Origin of the sequence: Fictibacillus sp. 18YEL24, assembly GCF_015903855.1 — a bacterium.
GTDB lineage: Bacteria > Bacillota > Bacilli > Bacillales > Fictibacillaceae > Fictibacillus > Fictibacillus phosphorivorans_C.
The window spans coordinates 52,617-72,097 of the sequence record NZ_JACZDT010000001.1 but is presented as its reverse complement, the minus strand read 5'-3'; the positions used below and the strand labels follow the sequence as shown (position 1 = coordinate 72,097).

23 protein-coding genes are annotated in these 19,481 nt (G+C 39.8%); all 23 read right to left on the bottom strand.

From position 1 onward, the window contains the following. Positions 1-4: 4 nt before the first annotated feature. The 23 genes from HU823_RS00395 to fliF all read right to left on the bottom strand — a co-directional run bounded on the left by HU823_RS00395 (position 5) and on the right by fliF (position 19,456). Positions 5-862, bottom strand: a complete 858-nt coding sequence (locus tag HU823_RS00395; RefSeq protein ID WP_197220784.1) for a MinD/ParA family protein — start codon at positions 860-862, stop codon at positions 5-7. Beyond that, the gene (gene flhF, locus HU823_RS00390; protein WP_144700751.1) at positions 855-1,976 is read right to left on the bottom strand and encodes a flagellar biosynthesis protein FlhF; all 1,122 of its coding nucleotides are present in this window, start codon (positions 1,974-1,976) and stop codon (positions 855-857) included. Before flhF ends, HU823_RS00395 begins: the two co-directional genes overlap by 8 nt. Beyond that, on the bottom strand, positions 1,976-4,009 hold the full coding sequence (gene flhA / locus HU823_RS00385) for a flagellar biosynthesis protein FlhA (protein ID WP_197220783.1): 2,034 nt from the start codon (positions 4,007-4,009) through the stop codon (positions 1,976-1,978). Before flhA ends, flhF begins: the two co-directional genes overlap by 1 nt. A gap of 23 nt (positions 4,010-4,032) precedes the next feature. Beyond that, on the bottom strand, positions 4,033-5,112 hold the full coding sequence (gene flhB, locus HU823_RS00380) for a flagellar biosynthesis protein FlhB (protein ID WP_144700755.1): 1,080 nt from the start codon (positions 5,110-5,112) through the stop codon (positions 4,033-4,035). 4 nt (positions 5,113-5,116) lie between these two features. Then, positions 5,117-5,887 (bottom strand): flagellar biosynthetic protein FliR, encoded by a 771-nt coding sequence (fliR, locus tag HU823_RS00375; RefSeq protein ID WP_144700757.1) that lies wholly within the window; start codon positions 5,885-5,887, stop codon positions 5,117-5,119. 4 nt (positions 5,888-5,891) lie between these two features. Continuing rightward, a complete protein-coding gene (gene fliQ, locus HU823_RS00370; protein ID WP_066393686.1) occupies positions 5,892-6,161 on the bottom strand; it encodes a flagellar biosynthesis protein FliQ in 270 nt (89 codons plus the stop codon). Between the two features lie 13 nt (positions 6,162-6,174). After that, positions 6,175-6,855 (bottom strand): flagellar type III secretion system pore protein FliP, encoded by a 681-nt coding sequence (gene fliP / locus HU823_RS00365; RefSeq protein WP_137789655.1) that lies wholly within the window; start codon positions 6,853-6,855, stop codon positions 6,175-6,177. Continuing rightward, entirely contained in the window at positions 6,848-7,507 is a 660-nt protein-coding gene (locus HU823_RS00360) for a flagellar biosynthetic protein FliO (protein ID WP_197220782.1), read from the bottom strand. The genes fliP and HU823_RS00360 overlap by 8 nt, the downstream gene beginning before the upstream one ends. 6 nt (positions 7,508-7,513) lie before the next feature. Beyond that, entirely contained in the window at positions 7,514-7,876 is a 363-nt protein-coding gene (locus HU823_RS00355; protein WP_066240809.1) for a response regulator, read from the bottom strand. Positions 7,877-7,894: 18 nt separating this feature from the next. Then, positions 7,895-9,031 (bottom strand): flagellar motor switch phosphatase FliY, encoded by a 1,137-nt coding sequence (gene fliY / locus HU823_RS00350; protein WP_197220781.1) that lies wholly within the window; start codon positions 9,029-9,031, stop codon positions 7,895-7,897. Further along, entirely contained in the window at positions 9,025-10,017 is a 993-nt protein-coding gene (gene fliM, locus HU823_RS00345; RefSeq protein WP_137789658.1) for a flagellar motor switch protein FliM, read from the bottom strand. Before fliM ends, fliY begins: the two co-directional genes overlap by 7 nt. Positions 10,018-10,051: 34 nt before the next feature. Beyond that, positions 10,052-10,480, bottom strand: coding sequence for a flagellar basal body-associated protein FliL (gene fliL, locus HU823_RS00340; protein WP_144700763.1), 429 nt, complete (start codon positions 10,478-10,480; stop codon positions 10,052-10,054). Further along, positions 10,481-10,693, bottom strand: coding sequence for a flagellar FlbD family protein (locus HU823_RS00335; RefSeq protein ID WP_144700765.1), 213 nt, complete (start codon positions 10,691-10,693; stop codon positions 10,481-10,483). A 48-nt stretch (positions 10,694-10,741) separates the two neighbouring features. Next, positions 10,742-11,599, bottom strand: a complete 858-nt coding sequence (gene flgG, locus HU823_RS00330; RefSeq protein WP_144700767.1) for a flagellar basal body rod protein FlgG — start codon at positions 11,597-11,599, stop codon at positions 10,742-10,744. Between the two features lie 83 nt (positions 11,600-11,682). After that, entirely contained in the window at positions 11,683-12,057 is a 375-nt protein-coding gene (locus HU823_RS00325; RefSeq protein WP_144700769.1) for a TIGR02530 family flagellar biosynthesis protein, read from the bottom strand. 12 nt (positions 12,058-12,069) lie between these two features. Then, positions 12,070-12,522: a flagellar hook assembly protein FlgD gene (flgD, locus tag HU823_RS00320; protein WP_144700771.1), complete on the bottom strand. Its 453-nt coding sequence runs from the start codon at positions 12,520-12,522 to the stop codon at positions 12,070-12,072. Positions 12,523-12,528: 6 nt separating this feature from the next. Then, the gene (locus tag HU823_RS00315) at positions 12,529-13,689 is read right to left on the bottom strand and encodes a flagellar hook-length control protein FliK (protein ID WP_231607269.1); all 1,161 of its coding nucleotides are present in this window, start codon (positions 13,687-13,689) and stop codon (positions 12,529-12,531) included. Between the two features lie 26 nt (positions 13,690-13,715). After that, positions 13,716-14,282: a MotE family protein gene (locus HU823_RS00310; protein ID WP_197220780.1), complete on the bottom strand. Its 567-nt coding sequence runs from the start codon at positions 14,280-14,282 to the stop codon at positions 13,716-13,718. A 16-nt stretch (positions 14,283-14,298) separates the two neighbouring features. Continuing rightward, positions 14,299-14,736 (bottom strand): flagellar export protein FliJ, encoded by a 438-nt coding sequence (gene fliJ, locus HU823_RS00305; protein ID WP_144700777.1) that lies wholly within the window; start codon positions 14,734-14,736, stop codon positions 14,299-14,301. Beyond that, complete coding sequence (gene fliI, locus HU823_RS00300) at positions 14,736-16,052, bottom strand: flagellar protein export ATPase FliI (RefSeq protein WP_197220779.1); 1,317 nt, start codon at positions 16,050-16,052, stop codon at positions 14,736-14,738. The genes fliJ and fliI overlap by 1 nt, the downstream gene beginning before the upstream one ends. Further along, positions 16,049-16,843 carry a flagellar assembly protein FliH gene (gene fliH / locus HU823_RS00295; protein ID WP_197220778.1) on the bottom strand — a complete coding sequence of 265 codons (795 nt, stop codon included), beginning with the start codon at positions 16,841-16,843 and terminating at the stop codon, positions 16,049-16,051. The genes fliI and fliH overlap by 4 nt, the downstream gene beginning before the upstream one ends. Next, entirely contained in the window at positions 16,836-17,849 is a 1,014-nt protein-coding gene (fliG, locus tag HU823_RS00290; RefSeq protein ID WP_144700783.1) for a flagellar motor switch protein FliG, read from the bottom strand. The genes fliH and fliG overlap by 8 nt, the downstream gene beginning before the upstream one ends. 14 nt (positions 17,850-17,863) lie before the next feature. Then, positions 17,864-19,456, bottom strand: a complete 1,593-nt coding sequence (gene fliF, locus HU823_RS00285; protein WP_197220777.1) for a flagellar basal-body MS-ring/collar protein FliF — start codon at positions 19,454-19,456, stop codon at positions 17,864-17,866. Between the last annotated feature and the right edge of the window lie 25 nt (positions 19,457-19,481).

Sequence of the window (19,481 nt, the reverse complement as noted above, 5' to 3'; positions counted from 1 at the left end):
GCATCTACCTTTCTCTGAAAAATGACTTCAACTTGCCGATGAAAGACTTATAAGATACTTCTTGCTGTTTTACCGTACCAACATACGTTTCCGCTAACTGATAGACAGCTTTGGAAGCTAATGAGGATGGCTTATGAATAGAGAAGGGAATTTGTTTTTTTACAGCATGCCATACATCTTGATCCATCGGTATCTGTCCTAAACAAATCAGCTCTTTTTGTAAGAACTGTTTACAAACATGGCTTAACTTTTCAACCGTATCTCTTCCTTCTCTTTGATTTTCATATCGGTTGATAACTAAATAGAAGGGAAGTTCTTTATCTTTCATATAAATGAATTTCATCATAGAATAGGCATCTGTTAGTGATGTGATCTCAGGTGTAGCTATCACCAATACCTCATGGCTTGCAAGCACAAACTTTAAAGCCGTTTCTGTTGCACCTGCACCCATATCTAGAAAGATAAAATCATAAAATCTCTCTAATTCTTCTAGTTGATTCATAAAATGTACTAACATCTCATCCGTTATGCTTGTAAGAGAACCGAAATTCCTACCACCAGCAATCGTATGAAGTCCATCTTTACCCTCTTCGATGATCTCCCATAAAGACAATTGGTTCTGAAGCATATCCATCAAATGTCTGTGAGATCTTCTTCCAAGAATCAAATCTACATTTCCCATACCTATATCAAGATCTAGTACTAAAACCCGCTTTCCCATTTTAACCAGCGAAAGGCCAAGATTCACCGTGACGTTCGTTTTACCGACGCCGCCTTTACCACTGACTACAGAGATTACTCGCGCACTGTTTGCCGAAACAGAGACTAATTGTTTTCGAAGACTATTCGCTTGATCAAGCATGATGTGTCTTTTCCTTTAACAGCATCTGAATAAGTTCATCCGCTTCAGCCTCAAACATATCATCAGGGACGTTCTGGCCGTTAGTTACATAGCCGATCGGTACATTGTTTAGGATTGCAAGATTAAGTAGTGAGCCGTACGTCTTTGTTTCATCTTTCTTCGTAAAGATTACTTTATGAACAGGTAAACTCTTAAACTGACTATAGATGGTTTCCATATCGCGATATTTTGAAGTTAATGAAAGGACAAGATAGTTTTTCATATCCTTATCAAAATGGATGATACGTTGAAGCTCTTCGATATAAAAACGATTTAAAAAATTTCTGCCTGCAGAGTCTACGAGAACTAGATCATAATCTTCAAACTTTTCTTTAGCTCTCTTAAAATCATCCGCTGTATAAGCGACCTCACATGGAATGTTTAAAATCTCAGCGTACGTTTTTAGTTGGTCGATAGCAGCGATCCGATATGTATCGGTCGTAATAAACGCTACTTTCTTTCCATCTTTTAAAACCGCTTTTGCTCCAATCTTGGCTATTGTCGTTGTTTTACCAACACCAGTAGGTCCAATCAAGTTTAAGAATTTCGTTTCATAATGAAAGCCACCAAACTCACTTTTAGCCATTCTTGCACTTAAAAAGCTGCTGATCCACGCATTCCAGTCATAACTGACTCTTTCCATTTCATCTAGACTTTCGTATTTAGTGGATAAAGATGGAATAATTTCTTCTAGTATTGCTGAGTCAACTTCTTGATTGCAAAGAAACGTTTCCCATTCTTTAACAAATGGTGCTGTATCTTCTGGAATCTTGGATTGTACGGTCAACGTGTGAACCATCTTCTTCAGCTGACGAATCTCCTTCGTCAATTCCTCTTCTTGATACTCAGGTTGCTGTTGTTTCACAATATTTTTGTTATGATTCTTCGTTTGATGATAATCTATGTCTTGATCCAATCCTGCGAAAATCTCAACATTTTTCTTTGTAAAGAATCCGAAGAAACCTCCAACTTGAACCTCTCTAGTATTTAATATGACTGCACCGCTGCCAAGATCTGCTCTTACTAATTTCATAGCTTCTGGCAAGTTCTGTGCTGTATACTTCTTCACTTTCATCAGATGTTCACCATCCCTACACTTTTCACTTCTAGCTCAGGTTCCAATTCGTTGTATGATAGAACCGCTACATCCGGAAGATAACGCTCAATGAGTTGCCTTACGTACATCCTTACAGCTGGTGAACATAAGAGAACAACGGATTGGTCAAAGCGTCGTCCTGATTCAAGTTCAGATGTAATGCTGTCAAAGATAACTTGAGAATCTTCTGGATCTAAAGAAAGGTAATTGCCATGTTCTGTTTGCTGAACAGCATCAGCTATCTTCTTTTCTACCGATCCGCCAAGTGTGATAACATGCAGCGGTTCATTTTCATTCGTATAGGTTTTTGATATCTGTCGAGACAAACCTTGTCTTACATACTCTGTTAATAGATCTGTATCCTTTGTCATCTTTGCAAAATCAGCTAACGTTTCAAAGATTACCGCTAAGTTTCGAATCGAGATTCGCTCTCGTAAAAGTTTGGATAATACCTTTTGAACTTCACCGATCGTAAGGGCATCTGGCGTTACTTCTTCGACAATGGCTGGATACGATTCTTTTAGGTGCTCTACAAGTTGTTTTGTTTCTTGTCTGCCGATCAGTTCGTGTGCATGTTTCTTTATCACTTCTGTTAAATGTGTTGAGACGACTGAAGGGGGATCTACGACCGTGTATCCTGAGTATTCAGCTCGTTCTTTCATCTCTTCACCGATCCAGATGGCCGGCAGACCAAATGCTGGTTCCATCGTTTCGATACCTTGTACCTCTTCATCATCAATTCCTGGACTCATCGCTAAATAATGATCCAACAGCAACTCACCTTTTGCGACTTGACTGCCTTTTATTTTAATTCTGTATTCATTCGGCTGAAGCTGGATGTTGTCTCGAATCCGAACGACCGGTACGATCATTCCAAGCTCTAGAGCAAGCTGCCTTCTGATCATTACGATCCTATCCAAAAGGTCACCGCCTTGCGAAGTATCAGCTAACGGAATGAGACTGTAGCCGAATTCAAATTCGATCGGGTCGATCTGCAGCAGATTCACAACAGATTCAGGACTTTTCAACTGTTCAGTTTGAATGTCTTCTTCTACCACTTCTTCTTTTTCTTTTTGCTCACGCTCAGCTTTTAATAAAAGATAACCGCCGATAGCTAAGATTCCGCCGATCGTAAGTGTAAAAAAGTCATTGATCGGTGTGAACAACCCCAGCATGATGATGGTTCCTCCAGCTACAAAAAGCATGACAGGGTAAGCAAGCAATTGTTTGCTGATATCAAACCCTAAGTTTCCTTCTGAAGCCGCACGCGTCACGATAATACCTGTCGCTGTCGATATGATCAGCGCAGGAATCTGTGATACTAATCCATCACCAACCGTCATTCTTGTAAACAATTCTGCACTCTCACCAAAGCTAAGACCCATCTGAAGCATTCCGATGATGATTCCGAACAACATATTGATCAAAACGATGATGATACCAGCTATTGCATCACCTTTAACAAATTTACTTGCTCCATCCATCGCTCCGTAAAAATCTGCTTCTCGTTCAATCGTTTCACGTCTTTCTTTCGCTTCCCGATCTGAAATCATGCCAGCGTTCAGATCAGCATCAATACTCATCTGCTTACCAGGCATCGCATCAAGTGTAAACCTTGCAGCAACTTCTGATACACGTTCAGATCCTTTCGTAATTACGATAAATTGAATAATAATTAGAATAAAAAATACCACGATACCAACAAGAATATTTCCACCTACTACAAATTCACCGAAAGTATGTACAACGTTTCCAGCATCTCCTGTTGAAAGGATGCTTCTCGTTGTCGAAACGTTTAGCCCTAGTCTAAAAAGCGTCACTAACAATAACAATGACGGAAATATAGAAAATTGGAGAGGCTGTGTTGTGTTCATGGCAATCAATATGATTAAAAGTGCCAGAGATATATTCGTAATGATTAAGAAGTCCAACATAAAAGTTGGCATTGGTATGACGAGCATGGCGATAATGAGAATAACGCCTGCTAAAACACTCATGTCTCTAGCTTTCATCTGTAAACTCTCCTATTCATTCCTTACGCTTTTTTCTTTACACGGTATACAAAGGCTAAAATTTCAGCTACAGCTTTAAATAAATCTTCAGGAATCACATGCCCAATCTCAACACGAGCGTAAAGCGTTCTTGCTAGAGGTTTGTTTTCTACAACCGCTACGTTATGGTCTTTTGCAATCTCTTTGATGCGTTGAGCGATCAGATCTACTCCTTTTGCTACAACTACTGGAGCATCCATGCTATTATCGTCATACTTTAAGCAGATCGCGTAATGTGTAGGGTTTGTGATGATCACATCTGCCTTTGGTACTTCTTGCATCATTCGCCTCATAGCCATCTGTCTTTGTTTTTCCTTGATCTTCCCTTTAATCTTAGGATCACCCTCAGATTTTTTGTATTCGTCTTTGATATCTTGTTTAGACATCCTGATATTTTTTTCAAAATCGTATTTTTGGTACATATAGTCGAGAAACGCAAGAAAAAGTAAAACGAGTGAAGCGGCAAAGCCCATCTTGACCGCAAGTCCTCCGAATACAGGAAGTGACGATTCAATACTCACTAAGCTCATTCTTAAATAAATATCTCGCTCACTCCAAAGAATAAAAAAAGTCACACCACCGATTAGTAGAATCTTAAGCATCGATTTTGATAGTTCTACTAAAGCACGTACCGAGTAGATTCGTTTAAATCCAGATAACGGATTGATCCGTTCAAGCTTCATCTGAATCGCTTCTGTTGATAATAAAAACCCTACCTGCAAATAGTTCCCTAAGACACCGGCAATCATAGCGGCGATCATTACGGGAGCTATGATAATTGCAACTTCAAGCGAAAGTTCCCAAAACAACTTAGGAATACTAGATTCCGTCACGTTATAAAGCAGTTTTTTATCTAGACTATAGGCGAAGAGGTGAAGCAATCTTTGCCCCATCCAACTCCCCATAAAGGATAGAAACATAACGGATGCAAACAACACTAGTGCAGCATTGATGTCAGCACTTTTGGCTACTTGTCCCTTTTTTCTGCTTTCCTGCCTTTTTTTCGGTGTTGCTTTTTCCGTCTTTTCTCCTGAAAAGTATTGTAGATTGACCGGATATCTCATCGACTTAAGCCCCTAACAATTCCATTAAGTTAATCATGCTGTCACGCATCTGATCGACCAGCATCTGAACAGATACAAAGAATGCGGGCATTACTACTAAAAACAATACGAGAGCAATTAAGATCTTCACCGGCAGACCGATAACAAAGATGTTCATCTGCGGTACGGTTCTGGCTACGATCCCAAGTGCAAGGTCGGCTAAAAACAACGTGCCAACGATAGGGATCGCCATCTGAAGAGCGACTAAGAACATACCTGAGAACACACTTAGTACAAACTTCATGACCCCGCCATCTCCAAAATTCGATATGGCCGAATCAATGGGTAAAAATTGATAACTATAAAAGATTCCATCAAGTAACATGTGATGCGCATCTGTTGCTAGCAAGAAAAGAATGGCAAACGTATACAGATATCTCCCCATCAATGGTGTCTGGATGCCTGTTTGCGGATCGAACACGTTCGCGATCGCAAAACCCATCTGTAGATCAATAAATCCGCCGGCAACTTGAATCGCGTAGAAAACGATCGCTGCAATAAATCCGATCGTTAGTCCGACCATCGCTTCTTTAATGATTAATAGAAAAAAAGTAGCATCCAATGGAATTGGTTTTGGGTCAACAGCGTACAACATGATCCAAGATAAGAATAACGATAATCCGATTTTATGCATCACTGGTAAATTTTTATTGGAAAACACAGGAATTGTTAAGAAAAATGCCGATACTCTAGTTAGGATTAATAAAAAAGCAGGGAAAGCCACTAAATCAACCATTTCATCATCCTATATAAGTGTGTAAATTTTGGAAAATATTTGATGTGAATCCTAGGATTTGAGAAAGCATCCAAGGCCCAAAAAACACGAGTCCTACTAACACGGCAACAATCTTTGGTATAAATGCAAGTGTTTGTTCCTGAATCTGCGTTGTTGCTTGAAATATACTGACGATCAAACCTACGATCAGGGCTAATAACATGAGCGGACCGCACAAAAGCAAGGTCATGTATACCCCTTTTTCTGCTAAAGAAATTACAAATTGAGAATCCATGTTTCCACCTGCCCTAATAGCTTAATAGCAATGATTTAACGATGAGGTACCAGCCATCAACCAGTACGAATAACAAGATCTTAAATGGCAGTGATATCATAACGGGCGGCAGCATCATCATCCCCATAGCCATTAAAATAGACGCAACGACCATATCAATGATCAAGAACGGTACAAAAATCATGAATCCAATCTGAAAGGCTGTCTTTAGTTCACTGATCGCAAACGCTGGAACAAGTGTCGTTAACGGAATATCTTTAATACTTTCTGGCTTTTTCGCACCTGAATATTCCATAAACAGCATTAGATCTTTCTGACGTGTATGTTTTGCCATGAATTCTTTGATCGGAAGACTTCCCTTATCAAACGCCTCTTCTTGTGAGATCTCACCTTTTACTAACGGCTGGACCGCTTCTTTGTTTACCTCATGCATCACTGGCGCCATGATAAAAAAAGTTAAGAACAATGCAATTCCAATCAAAACTTGGTTAGGCGGCATCTGCTGCGTCGCTAATGAAGTTCTAACAAAAGATAAGACAATGATTATCCTCGTAAAACAAGTCATAAGAATTAAGATACTTGGAGCAAGCGAAAGGACTGTTAAGAGCAGCAACAGCTGAATCGTAGTTTCCATGTTCGCTGGATCGCTATTATTAATAAAATCCAAGTCTAATCCAGGAATAAATTCATTCATGATGTTTCCCTTTCTCTAGCACTCTCTGAAGTTCTTTTTGCTGATTCTTCTTATCTTGAACGATCGATTGAAGCATATTCTTAAAAGATTGCGTCTGATCCTTTGTTCCTGTTTGGCTCGAAGTCTTAATCGACTTTTCGTTTCTACTTTTCATCCACTTTACTTTCAATTGGTCAGTCAAACTTGAAACATTTTGAGACGGACGCTGATCGAGCATCATCTGAACTTCAACTTCATCTGTAATCTCTTTTAGAAGTGTTACCGAATCACCAACACCTACAACCAAGACAGAATTACCCGTTCTGATCAGTTGTACAGAACGATTCTGTCCGATTCCGATGCCGCCCAAAGACTGAAGATTTTTCCCATCTTGAAAACTGACAGATTTTCTTTGAATAAAGCGTAAAACAAAAAACAAGATCGCTAGAACGATTCCAAGCATAAACACGAGCTTGACGAGCATCATAAATGTGCTTTCACTCTCAGAGCTGACAGGGCTGTTATCTGCTGGTGCTTCTTTCTCACCCTTTTGATCTGAGTTATTTATGGTGTCATAAACACTTTTCCCTGAACTGCTGCCTTCCGCTTGTACACTAAATGGTACAAGCGAGAGACAAACTGCTGCAAAAAGACTAATTAACCATCGATACATGTATGCTTATCCTAAAGTTTTCTTAATCGCTTCGATTACACGGTCAGCTGCAAACGGCTTAACGATAAAATCTTTTGCCCCAGCTTGGATCGCATCGATTACCATCGCCTGCTGCCCCATCGCTGAACACATGATAATCTTTGCTTCAGGGTTCGTTTTCTTGATCTCTTTCAAAGCTGATATGCCGTCCATCTCTGGCATCGTGATATCCATCGTAACGAGATCTGGTTTTAACTCTTGGAATTTTTCGATCGCTTGCGCACCGTCTGCTGCTTCACCTACAACATCAAATCCATTCTTAACTAAAATATCCTTGATCATCATTCTCATAAATGCTGCATCATCAACAACTAAAATACGTTCTCCCATTTCACTTACCTCCGATAATTATTTCAATTTTTCTAAACGATCACGCTGGCTTAAAATCTCTGTTACACGGACTCCGAAGTTTTCATCGATAACAACAACCTCGCCTTTTGCGATCATCTTTTGATTAACAAAGATATCAACTGGTTCACCAGCAAGTTTATCGAGCTCTACGATCGAACCTTGAGACATTTCCAAAATATCTTTTATCGTTTTTTTCGTTCTTCCAAGCTCAACCGTTACTTGAAGTGGAATGTCTAATAGCATGTCTAGATTCTTCGTATCTCTTTGATTCGCCTCATAATCTCCAAAGTCAGAAAAGCTTGCTGGCTGAATGGAAACATCTCTCATCTGCGATTGATAAGCAGGCTGAGGGTCATTTCTTGGCTCACTATGAACACGTTCTTGATAATGATCTACCGGTGCAGATGGTGGGACTACTTCTTCATGAGGTGCATAATCTGCAACCGGCTCTTTTTCAACAACTGGTTCAGGATTCATCAACTTATGTACAAGGTCCTTTGAGAACTCAGCATCAATGAGCTGCATGATATTCGAATCGATCAGTTCACCCACTTTAAGTCGGAATGAAACTTTAACTAAAATCTCTTCATCAGGAATCAAACTCGTGTTTGATTCAATATCTAGAAAATCAATTTTAGGTGGAGAGATATCTACTTTTTTATTAAAGATCGTAGACATCGATGTGGAAGCTGATCCCATCATCTGATTCATCGCTTCACCAACAGCACTTAATTGCAATTCCCCAAAATCCGGAGAAGGATTTGTGCCTTCGCCGCCAAGCATCAAGTCTGCGATGATCTGTGCATCTGTCTTACGGATCACTAACAAGTTAGCTCCTTCGATGCCTTCTGTATACGTAACCTGAACCGCAACATGCGGAATCGGAAACTCGTCTTTTAACTCGGTGCGTCTCACAACGGTCACTGTTGGCGTCGTGATGTCTACTTTTTGATTCAACAACGTGGATAGAGCTGTTGCAGCACTTCCAAATGAGATGTTTCCGATCTCACCTAACGCATCTCGTTCGATCGATGATAGGTATTCTTCGGTTTCGGTCGCTCCGGACGAGGAAGGACTTCCACCATTCAACAAAGCATCAATTTCATCTTGTGAAAGCATATCTCCACTTACCATTGATCCTCATCCTCCTTAATGGTTTCGATAATTTGAACGGCTAACTTTTTCTTCACCTTTCCCGGTTGACCGTAGAACTTCGGATTGTTTTCTACTTTTATCACGAGCGGTTGGTTGATCCGTTGATCTAGTTCAATACAGTCACCTATTGATAAGTTCAGAAACTCTTCAATCGACATGTCTGAAGATCCTAACTCAACTTTAAAAGGCAAGAAGGCATTCTTTATCTTTTGTTCAATAAATTCGGTCTCTCCTGGAATTCGTGTTTTCTTTTTATTCTGCATCCAATGATGAACAGAGAGCTTCGGAATGATCGGTTCTATGACAACATGTGGTAAGCAGATATTGATCATTCCGCTCGTTTCACCAATCGTCGTATTCAGTGAGATCACGACTACCGTTTCGTTCGGAGAAACCATCTGTAAAAATTGTGGATTCACTTCCAAATCGAGCATGAACGGCTCCAGTTCGATGACACTTGTCCACGCTTCTTTAAAACTATCAAGTGTGTTTTCAAATAACTGATTCATGATTCTCGTTTCGATCTCAGTTAAATTCTCGATCTTATTCATTCCAGCCCCGCTGCCACCCATCACTCTATCAAGCATGGCGTATGCGATATTCGGGTTGACTTCCATTAAGATGCGTCCTTCAAACGGATGTGCTTCAAACACATTCAACAAAGTCATCTTTGGAACAGAACGGATGAATTCCTCGTATGGAAGCTGATCGACAGACGCAACACCGATCTGGACGTACGTTCTAAGCTGCGCTGAAAAGTAAGTCGTTAAAAGTCTTGCAAAGTTCTCATGCAATCTCGTTAAACTGCGAATCTGCTCTTTCGAAAAACGCAGGGCTCTTTTAAAATCGTAAACTTTAACCTTATTCTCTGACTCTTCCTTTTTAAGCTCTTCTGCATCCATCTCTCCTGTGGAAAGGGCGGAGAGAAGAGCATCTATTTCGTTTTGTGACAAAACATCAACCAAGAGTCTCACCTCTTTTCATGCCGTTTTTAGTGAATTATTGTATGATCTTTTGAGTTGTGTAGACTCTGACTACTTTCCCATCTTGCATAACCTTATTAAGCTCTGTTTTCAGTTTGTTCTCTAAAGAGATCAACCCTTGCTGGCCAGATAGTTCTTCTGTTTTCTTGTTCGAGATCTCATAGATGATAAGATTGTTCACTTGGAACAGTCTTTTCTCAAGTTCGTGTTTCGCATCTTCATTATCCGCTTGAATCTTGAACTGAATCTTCACATAAGATTGATCTGCAAGATTGGTTGTCATTTCATTGGTTTCGACCATCAGCTTGTCCAGCTCTTCTGCTGTAGGCTCAGAAGCTTCGGTCTTAGGTGAGAACTGCTTAAACCCGTAATATCCTGCTGCACCGATTAGACCGATCGCTACAAGCATGGAAAGCATGATCGTTACCGCTTTATTTTTTCCCAACTACAGACCCTCCTTTTTCTGACTTAGTGGCAACAACGTAATATTTCTATAAAACTCTGAAATCAGTTGAGCAACCTCTTCTTCACTTTCTTTAACAACAAATTTTTTGCCTGTAGTTAATGTGATCGTAGTATCCGGAAAAGATTGAATCTGTTCGATATAGATCGCATTCAGCGTAAATGTATTGCCATTTAACTGAGTTAAAGAAATCATGAGTTTCGGGGTTAAGCCGGTTCCTGCTTACCCCTTCCTCCCTTCACGTTAACGTTTTAAGTTCACTAGTTCTTGAAGGATCTCATCCGATGTCGTGATGATTCTTGTATTCGCTTGGAATCCACGCTGTGCAACAATCATCTCAGTGAACTCTTCAGATAAGTCTACGTTGGACATTTCGAGTGCACCTGCTACTAGTGTGCCTGCACCGCCTGTTCCACCAGGGTATGAGGGTAGCGGATTACCAGAGTTGGTACTAGCTCGATATTCGTTACTTCCAGCCTTTTCAAGACCTTCATTATTTGAAAACTTTGCAAGCTCAATTTGACCCGCTTTCGTTAATTTTCCATCTTTATCAATATAATTTACTGTTCCATCAGCACCTACACTAAAGCTTTTTGCATCAGTTGGTATTTTAATTGCAACACTTGTCGTTGCAGGAGTCCCTACAGGACCGAGTAAATATTTGCCGTCAGAGTTAACAATGTAACCTTCTTGATCTAAATAAAAGTTACCAGCTCTTGAATATGTTGTTTCTGAGAGGGTAATATTTATTCCTTTAACACCTCCTGCTGCTGCAATTGTTCCAGTACCTAATCTAAAAAATCCGTCACCCGAAATTCCTAAATCTAGTGGACGAGCAGTATTTTGCAAACTCCCTTGAGTATGCACAGTATCTATTGTAGATAATTGTGATCCTAACCCAACTTGCTTCGGGTTAACTCCACCTCTTGTTGCAGTGGCTTCGCTCGCCCCAGCAATCTGCTGACTCACAAGGTCTTTAAAAGTTGTACGGCCTTTCTTAAATCCGTACGTATTAACGTTTGCGATGTTATTTCCGATTACATCTAGTTTCACCTGAAAGTTTTTCATACCACTGATTCCTGAATACATAGAACGTAACATTTGTTTTTATCTCCCTTACTTGGTTTAATAACTGCTTCTATCATTCGGCAGTTTTGTGAGCCTCCTGTAAAGGTCCAGCTCGTTTATTCGTCTATGACGATGGCACCATTGATGTTTGTAAAGATCTGAGATGTACTTTCGTTTCGATCTAATGCTGTAATTACAGTTTGATTTGGCGCATTCACGACTAGCGTGACATTCTTCATGATGACTAATGAATCTTTAATTCCTTTTTGTCCAGCTTCGATCATCTTTTCACTTATCTTGTTCCAGCTTGATTCTGATATCGTAATATCTCTATCTTGCAGTCTTTTTTGAGCGTGTTTGCTAATGGTGAGTTGGTTTTCAAGCTCTTTATGAAAAACGGACTGAAAAGATTGATCTATTTTTTTCTGCTGTCGATGTTTGGGGTAAAGCATCGGCTGGTACAATTGATGAGCGTGTATACGTTCGCTCATGTTATCCACTCCTTACTTTGCCTGATCGGATATTTTGATCACTTGGTAACTTGTGATCTTTGTTCCATCACTCATTTCCAACATGACAGATCCTTTTTCAAATAAAACAGATTTCACTACAGCTTCTTTTTCTTCTATCTTTTTGTTACCTTCTGTATCTATTGTTTCCGTTTCGTAGGTTACTTGTTTACCGATCATCTGGCTTTGTTGTAATAATGAAGATTCTGTTTGGAACGATAGGAATTGCTGCATAGTCTGATTCATGTTTGTCATCTGTTCTAGTGATGAAAAGCTTGCCATCTGTGCGATAAACTCTCGGTCTTGCATCGGACTTGTAGGGTCTTGGTTTTGAAGCTGCGTGATTAATATCTTTAAAAAATCATCTTTACCTAAAATGTTTGAACCTGTTTGTTTTGTTTTTGCTTGATAATTAGAAAGCATCAGATCTTCAGAGATCTTGGTCATCACTCATCACACCTTTTCGTTTAATACCAACTGTGATAATTGTTCATCAAAAGATAGATGATCTGACTTCTCTTCCTCAGACATGTTCTCTTCTGCATGCTGCTGATCTTCATATCCTTGATTATTCTCATCACGAAAATCAAAGGTCTGTTCGTCTCCGTTTAGAAATACATCAATCTTTTCAAAATCTATATCTTGACTTGTGAAAGCTTGTTTCAATTGTGTGAGCTGACTATCCAAGGCATCTTTTGCCCCTTGGCTTGAAGCTATGATCTTCGCTGTGATCTCACCATGTTTTTGGATAAGCTGTATCTCGATGTTGCCAAGATGTTCAGGTGTTAACCGGATCTGCATCTTCGTAAATCCAGATTCTGTAACGAATAGTTTTCCTCTTGATATAATCTGTTGAACCTCACGAACAAACTGCTCCTTCTGTCCTTCCACTCCTGTAACAGGCACTTTCAATGTCCATTGTTCTAGAGGAGAAAGTGGACTCTGCAGCGTTTGAAGTTCTTTAGAAGCGGAAACGTTTGGTTCGATTGACTTTGCTGTCGGTACATATCGCTGAAAGGCTTGGTCCGCAAAGCTTTTCAGCTTTTTTTCAACCGATATCGTCTCAAAAACTTTTAAGAAAGCATTCTTATCATTACCCGATGACTCGTTTAGAAGCTTTTTGATCTCTCCAAAAATCTGCTCTGTTTGTTTTGTTAGAGAATCTTTTTGATCAAGCTTTATTCCTGGAAACCATCTGCCTATCAAATCTGTGAGTTGCTTCTGATCTTTTTGAGAGAATGGTACGGCTTCTTCGTTAACAACAAGCTGTAACAATAGAGCTAGCTTCAGCTCTGGAGAAGGGTTTGTTGGAATCTCAGAGAAATCAATCTCGCTCTCAAGAAGCTTTTCAACAACTTCTTTCATTTCTGGTGGCAGATCGTTTAATAATGATTGAACCGTTTCGTTATTCAATTGGTCTGCCTTATATTCAAGTCCCTCAAAGTTACCTAAAATACTAGCGATCATATCTCCTAAACCCTCTGTAACTCCCTCATTCTCAGTAGCTGAAGATGCCAGAAGTTGAGAAAAGAGAGAATCGATGTTGCTACTTTTCTGAGAAGATCCAGATACTGGTGAAGACTGCACTCCTGTAGCCGCTGGCTGCGAAATCATTAATTGCACGTTTTTCACACCTCCTTTTATAGCGTTTTGTTTGCCATTAGAACCGTAAGCTCAGCTGCACGTTTTACATCAAGTTTGGAAAGGATCTCAGCTTGCGTTTCAGACTGTAAAAGCATCAAGATGCTCATGATTTGATTGTTATTCATCTCTGTCATAACTGCTGCAGCATCTTTTGCTGACATTGCTTCATATAATTTCTTTAATTGCTCATTCTCTTCATCTTTCACAGTTGTTTCAGCATCTTCTACTTGCTTTTCTAATAGAGCAATATTGCTCTTTAAATCGGTTACTTCTTTTTCTTTCTTTTGCAGATCAGCAGATAATACTTTAATGTAATCTTCTTGTTCATCGAACTTCGATTTCCACTGCTTTTCTTGTACATTGCTCGTTACAGCTACTTCCGTTTTCTCGGTAAAAACATTTTTGATTATGGGTATGTTCTTACCCGTGTTTTTTGCTTCTTCCCATACGTTCACTCCCATAAAAGAAAGTACGATTCCGAAAACAGTCAGTGCAAAAACGAAAGGTACGAATACTACTAATAAAAGCCAAACCACTCTGCTGGATTTTTCGTTCTGTTTCATTTAATCACCTGATTTTTTACGACTTCGCAAAACGCAAAACCGAAAATTCGTCGTTCTGCTTATTCTCATATGAAGCAACTTCCGCTTTATAGGCGCTGAGTTGTCTTTCTTTTAGCTTCTCGTATTTTTTCACTTCAATGGTTTGCTGTAATAACCTTTGTTGAATAACCTGCATTCTTTCTCTTGCTCTTTGTAACAGCGGCTGTAAATCTTTAATCTTGTTCGTCATGGATAAAAGAAAACGCTGCGTATTCTGTAGATCGTTTACAACGATTTTCTGCTTAAAGGTATAATTCGATTGGTTCTCGATGTCTTCTTTCCTTTTAAGTAGGCTGTATATCTCTTCTGCTATGCCTTCAAACGCTTGTACAGCTTCTCCTAATTCTTGTTCAATCGATTCTTTTTCTTTTTGTTTAACGGATAATACTTTCTCCATAGAAAAATGAAATGACATCAACGTTCATCCTTCCCAAATTCAATCAACAACCGCTCTAGAGCTTGTTCATAACTAACATCTTCATCCACTTGCTGTTTAAGAAACGATAGAATGTTGGGGTACATCTGTATCGCTTCATCCACTGATTTCGAAGAACCCCTTTTATATGCGCCAATGCTGATCAAGTCTTCTGCTTCCACATAGGATGATAGAAGTTCTCGAAGACGTTCGGCCGCTTGCCGGTGTTCTTTCGGAACGATGTCATTCATCACCCTGCTTATACTCTTAAGAATGTTAACAGCAGGAAACTGCCCTTTATTGGCTAAGTTTCGATCTAAGATAAAATGTCCATCTAGAATTCCTCGAACCGTATCTGAGATGGGCTCGTTAAAATCGTCTCCGTCAACTAACACGGTATAAAAAGCTGTAATCGTTCCGTTCTTATTCGTCCCAGATCGTTCTAACAATTTTGGAAGAACCGCAAATACGCTCGGTGTGTAACCTTTTGTAGTTGGGGGTTCTCCAACAGCTAATCCGATCTCACGCTGAGCCATAGCCACACGCGTTACAGAGTCCATCATCAACATAACGTTCTTGCCTTGGTCTCGAAAATATTCAGCGATACTCGTTGCAGTCAGTGCACCTTTTATCCGCATTAAAGCAGGTTGATCTGAAGTCGCAACGATTACAATAGATCGCTTCAAACCTTCTTCACCTAGATCTCGCTCAATAAAATCAAGAACTTCGCGTCCACGTTCACCGATTAGCGCGATAACATTAAGGTCAGCTGTCGAATTACGTGCTACCATGCCTAGAAGCGTACTCTTACCTACTCCACTTCCGGCAAAAATACCTACCCGCTGACCTTTTCCAACCGTTAACAAACTGTCGATCGACCGAATACCAAGCTGAATACTTTCATGAATCCTAGGTCTCTCCATCGGATTCGGCGGCTCGTTCTCTGACGGATAACGAAACAATCCACGAGGCAGAGGAGAGCCATCTAAAGGAACACCCATACCATCTAGTACTTTTCCGATCAAAGAAGCTCCTACCTTAATTTCTAACGCGCGGTGTGAGGCTTCAACCAAACTGCCAACTGCAATATTTTTTACATATGTAAAGGGCATCAACAAAACGTTCTCTTCCTGAAAACCAACTACTTCAGCTTTGATTTTTTGCTTGTTGTTCCCCGTGTGTATATAGCAGACATCACCGATCGATGTTTTCGGCCCTTTAGATTCAATCATTAGCCCCACAACCCGAATCACTTTTCCATATCTTTTATAAGAATCGATTGATTGAAGGGACTTCATCAAATTTTGGACGTTCATTGATCTGACACCTCAAGTTGTTCTAACAGTTTTTCTCTGATCTCTTTTAGTTGAACGTCGAGTGTTGCGTCGATCTTTCCAAAAGGAAACTCAATGATTGCACCATTCTCGATTAAGTTTTCATCTGGATAGATGAAAAGAGTCGCTGTCGATTGAAGCATGTTCTTTAGTTCTTCTCGATAGTTTTGTGTAAGTTCAAACCATTGCGGTGGAACGTATAGCTTGATCTCTTCAAAATCTCTAGCTTCTTTAACAAGTTGTTTTACGATAGAAATCCACGTTTCAGGTGTTTCTTGAAGCTTTTTCCCTAAGATTTTCTCAGCAGCTGCCATAGCTAAGATGATCATCTGTGGCTCTGCTTCACTAAGGACGTTATGATATTCTTGCCTTAATGTATCCATAGAACTTTTAACTTCATTTAATTGTGAAACCCAGCTTTCGTGTCCTTGCTCAACACCTTTTTGAAAGCCAGCATCGTAACCCTCATTCTTTGCCTGTTCGTATGCCGCTTCTAGCTTCTTTTTCCAAGCAGCCTCTTCATCAGCTAATCTTTTAATTTGTGCTGCTCTATATTCTTCTATTTCATTTGTAATAGAAGCAGCTTCGTTCCTCGCTTCTTCAAGCAGGTTATACGCTTGATTTTTAATAGAAATGATATTTGATTCTTCATCCTCATCTTCTAAACGCTGATTTCTCATGTTAAATAATGAAAGCGACTGAATTCCTATGACCACTTCATTTGTTTCAGACTTCTCTTTGTGATCGTGAAAAGATTTTATGACTTTAGACAATCACATCATCTCCTCCGCCTCGAGCGATCACAAGCTCTCCGGCTTCTTCAAGTCTTCTAATGGTTCCAACGATTCTAGACTGAGCTTCTTCAACATCACGAAGGCGAACAGGTCCCATAAACTCCATTTCTTCTTTAAAGTTTTCAGCCATACGCTGTGACATGTTATTGAACATCACTTCTTTTACTTCCTCGCTAGATGCACGTAAAGCAAGAAGCAGATCTTCATTTTGCACTTCACGAATAACTCTTTGAATGGCACGGTTATCAAGCGTTACGATATCTTCAAATACAAACATTCGTTTCTTGATCTCTTCCGCTAACTCAGGATCTTGAATTTCAAGCGCATCAAGGATTGTCCGTTCGGTGCTTCGATCTACACCGTTTAAGACCTCGACAACAGCTTCAACTCCACCAGCTTGGGTGAAATCCTGTGTAACGGTAGCAGATAACTTTCTTTCTAAAATCTGTTCCACTTCATTGATCACTTCTGGTGATGTTCGATCCATCAATGCGATCCTTTTCGCAATATCAGCTTGCATCTCTTGCGGAAGTTCAGAAAGTATCTGACCAGCCTGTGAGGAATCCAAGTAAGACAAAATCAGAGCAATCGTTTGCGGGTGTTCGTTTTGAATAAAGTTTAATATTTGACCCGGATCTGCTTTTCGAGCAAAGTCAAACGGCCTTACTTGCAAAGTCGATGTCAAACGATTGATGATTTGCATCGCTTCGTCTTTACCTACCGCTTTCTCAAGTACTGTCTTCGCATAGCCGATTCCACCTTGGGTAATATAATCTTGCGCTAGAGCTAACTGATGAAATTGAGTGATAATCTCATCTTTCAACGTTGAATCTACTTTTCTAACTTGTGAGATTTGAAGGGTTAATCTCTCAATCTCTTCCTCACTTAAATGTTTATATACTTGGGCAGCCACATCTGGACCTAAAGAGATAACGAGGATTGCCGCTTTCTCTTTACCAGTAAGTTCTTTCATACCTTTTGCCATCGTTCGTTACCTCCTTACTCCTCTGAAAGCCATGTTCTTACTAGCTTTGCGAATTCTTCAGGCTTTTCTTTTGCCATTCGTTCTAACTGTTCCTTACGAACTGTTCCCTCAGACCCTTTTTCTTGGTTTACATCTGGTACATAGTAAGATTCTTGAGGCTCATCCATCTGGAATTCTTCAATCTTGCTTTCGGTCTCTGTTCTTCTTTTTCGAGAGAGCAAGAAGATCAATAGAATAATAACGATTAATAAGACTCCACCAACTATGTAGATCCATAACGGAATACCTTTCGAAACGGCAGTTGTTTCTTGCTTTCCGTTGAACGGCTGTGCAGATACAAATATTTTTTCTTGAATATCATCTTCTGATAATGTTTCGTTTATATCTTTTGAGATACTCGTTCTAACGATCGCACTCAAAATTTGTTCAATATCATCTAATCGTTCTTGCGGTAACGATTCTGGTTTGTTTGGAGTCGGTGGCTCCACCATGACTTGAATGCCTAGATCTCTTATCTCATACGGACTCTCCACGATTTCTTTACGTATCTTGTTCACTTCGTTATTGATACGTTCTTCTACTTTTTCATAGTCTCCGTTTGAGCCAGCAGCTGAACCTGGGTAGGTAGGTACCTCTTGATCACCCGTTCCTCCTACTCCACCTTCTCCTGCACCTTCTCCTGTAAACGTCTCTCTTATTCGCTCAACGCTTACTTCAATGCCTTTCATGTTTTCTTTATCAACAGGTTCTACAATATTCTCTTCACGTTTTTCTTCCGTAAAGTCAATATCTGTTGTCACTGTAGCAACTACTTTACCTTGTCCCATGATGGTTGATAACATCTGTTGAACTCTTCGTTGTAAGTCTCTTTCAACATCCTGCTTAATCTTTCTTTGCTCTTCATATTTTGAAGCTGAAGCAGTAGAGTTTACAGAATTCAAGTCATAATAATTAAAGTATTGATCCGTAATGACGATATTTTCCATAGGAAGGTTGCTCACACTCTTTGAAACGAGATGATAGAGTGCTTTCACCTGATCTTCATTTAATTTCGCTCCCGCTCCTAATGATAGAACAACAGAAGCTGAAGCTTTTTCTTCTTCTTGGTTTACCCACACACTGCTTTCAGGAAGGGTAATCATAACGCTCGCATCTTCAACCCCGTTGATGCTCTTTATTAAACTAGCAATCTCTGTCTGTGTTGCTTCTCTTTCTAAAACACCAAACTCTTTGTCTGTTATTCCAAAACCTGATTTCTCACCAAAATATGAGAAATCAATATTTCCACTTTCAGGTAATCCTTCTGCAGCTAACTGCACTTGCAGGTTATTCACTTGTTCTTCAGGAACTAATATTGTTTTCCCACCATCTTGTACTTCGTTTGCCACACCTTTGCTATTTAAATTCTCTTGTATTTGACCTGCTTCCTGAGGGGAAAGATTTGAATACAAAGGAACAAGGTTTGGTGTTGACATCATGACTGTTACAAAAATGAATGCTGCAATAATAAGAAAGATTCCACTGAGAATAAATCCCTTTTGTACATTGGAACGAGCTTTAAACCGCTCTGTCGTTTGCTTGATGATGTTTTTCCATTTTTCTTTCATTTTTTCCCCCGATAAGCGCAATAAA

Excerpts from the sequence above, each read along its gene's own strand:
- HU823_RS00395 (WP_197220784.1), bottom strand. The coding sequence starts at position 862 with ATGCTTGATCAAGCGAATAGTCTTCGAAAACAATTAGTCTCTGTTTCG.
- flhF (WP_144700751.1), bottom strand. The coding sequence starts at position 1,976 with ATGAAAGTGAAGAAGTATACAGCACAGAACTTGCCAGAAGCTATGAAA.
- flhA (WP_197220783.1), bottom strand. The coding sequence starts at position 4,009 with ATGAAAGCTAGAGACATGAGTGTTTTAGCAGGCGTTATTCTCATTATC.
- flhB (WP_144700755.1), bottom strand. The coding sequence starts at position 5,112 with ATGAGATATCCGGTCAATCTACAATACTTTTCAGGAGAAAAGACGGAA.
- fliR (WP_144700757.1), bottom strand. The coding sequence starts at position 5,887 with ATGGTTGATTTAGTGGCTTTCCCTGCTTTTTTATTAATCCTAACTAGA.
- fliQ (WP_066393686.1), bottom strand. The coding sequence starts at position 6,161 with ATGGATTCTCAATTTGTAATTTCTTTAGCAGAAAAAGGGGTATACATG.
- fliP (WP_137789655.1), bottom strand. The coding sequence starts at position 6,855 with ATGAATGAATTTATTCCTGGATTAGACTTGGATTTTATTAATAATAGC.
- HU823_RS00360 (WP_197220782.1), bottom strand. The coding sequence starts at position 7,507 with ATGTATCGATGGTTAATTAGTCTTTTTGCAGCAGTTTGTCTCTCGCTT.
- HU823_RS00355 (WP_066240809.1), bottom strand. The coding sequence starts at position 7,876 with ATGGGAGAACGTATTTTAGTTGTTGATGATGCAGCATTTATGAGAATG.
- fliY (WP_197220781.1), bottom strand. The coding sequence starts at position 9,031 with ATGGTAAGTGGAGATATGCTTTCACAAGATGAAATTGATGCTTTGTTG.
- HU823_RS00335 (WP_144700765.1), bottom strand. The coding sequence starts at position 10,693 with ATGATTTCTTTAACTCAGTTAAATGGCAATACATTTACGCTGAATGCG.
- flgG (WP_144700767.1), bottom strand. The coding sequence starts at position 11,599 with ATGTTACGTTCTATGTATTCAGGAATCAGTGGTATGAAAAACTTTCAG.
- HU823_RS00325 (WP_144700769.1), bottom strand. The coding sequence starts at position 12,057 with ATGAGCGAACGTATACACGCTCATCAATTGTACCAGCCGATGCTTTAC.
- flgD (WP_144700771.1), bottom strand. The coding sequence starts at position 12,522 with ATGACCAAGATCTCTGAAGATCTGATGCTTTCTAATTATCAAGCAAAA.
- HU823_RS00315 (WP_231607269.1), bottom strand. The coding sequence starts at position 13,689 with ATGATTTCGCAGCCAGCGGCTACAGGAGTGCAGTCTTCACCAGTATCT.
- HU823_RS00310 (WP_197220780.1), bottom strand. The coding sequence starts at position 14,282 with ATGAAACAGAACGAAAAATCCAGCAGAGTGGTTTGGCTTTTATTAGTA.
- fliJ (WP_144700777.1), bottom strand. The coding sequence starts at position 14,736 with ATGTCATTTCATTTTTCTATGGAGAAAGTATTATCCGTTAAACAAAAA.
- fliI (WP_197220779.1), bottom strand. The coding sequence starts at position 16,052 with ATGAACGTCCAAAATTTGATGAAGTCCCTTCAATCAATCGATTCTTAT.
- fliG (WP_144700783.1), bottom strand. The coding sequence starts at position 17,849 with ATGGCAAAAGGTATGAAAGAACTTACTGGTAAAGAGAAAGCGGCAATC.
- fliF (WP_197220777.1), bottom strand. The coding sequence starts at position 19,456 with ATGAAAGAAAAATGGAAAAACATCATCAAGCAAACGACAGAGCGGTTT.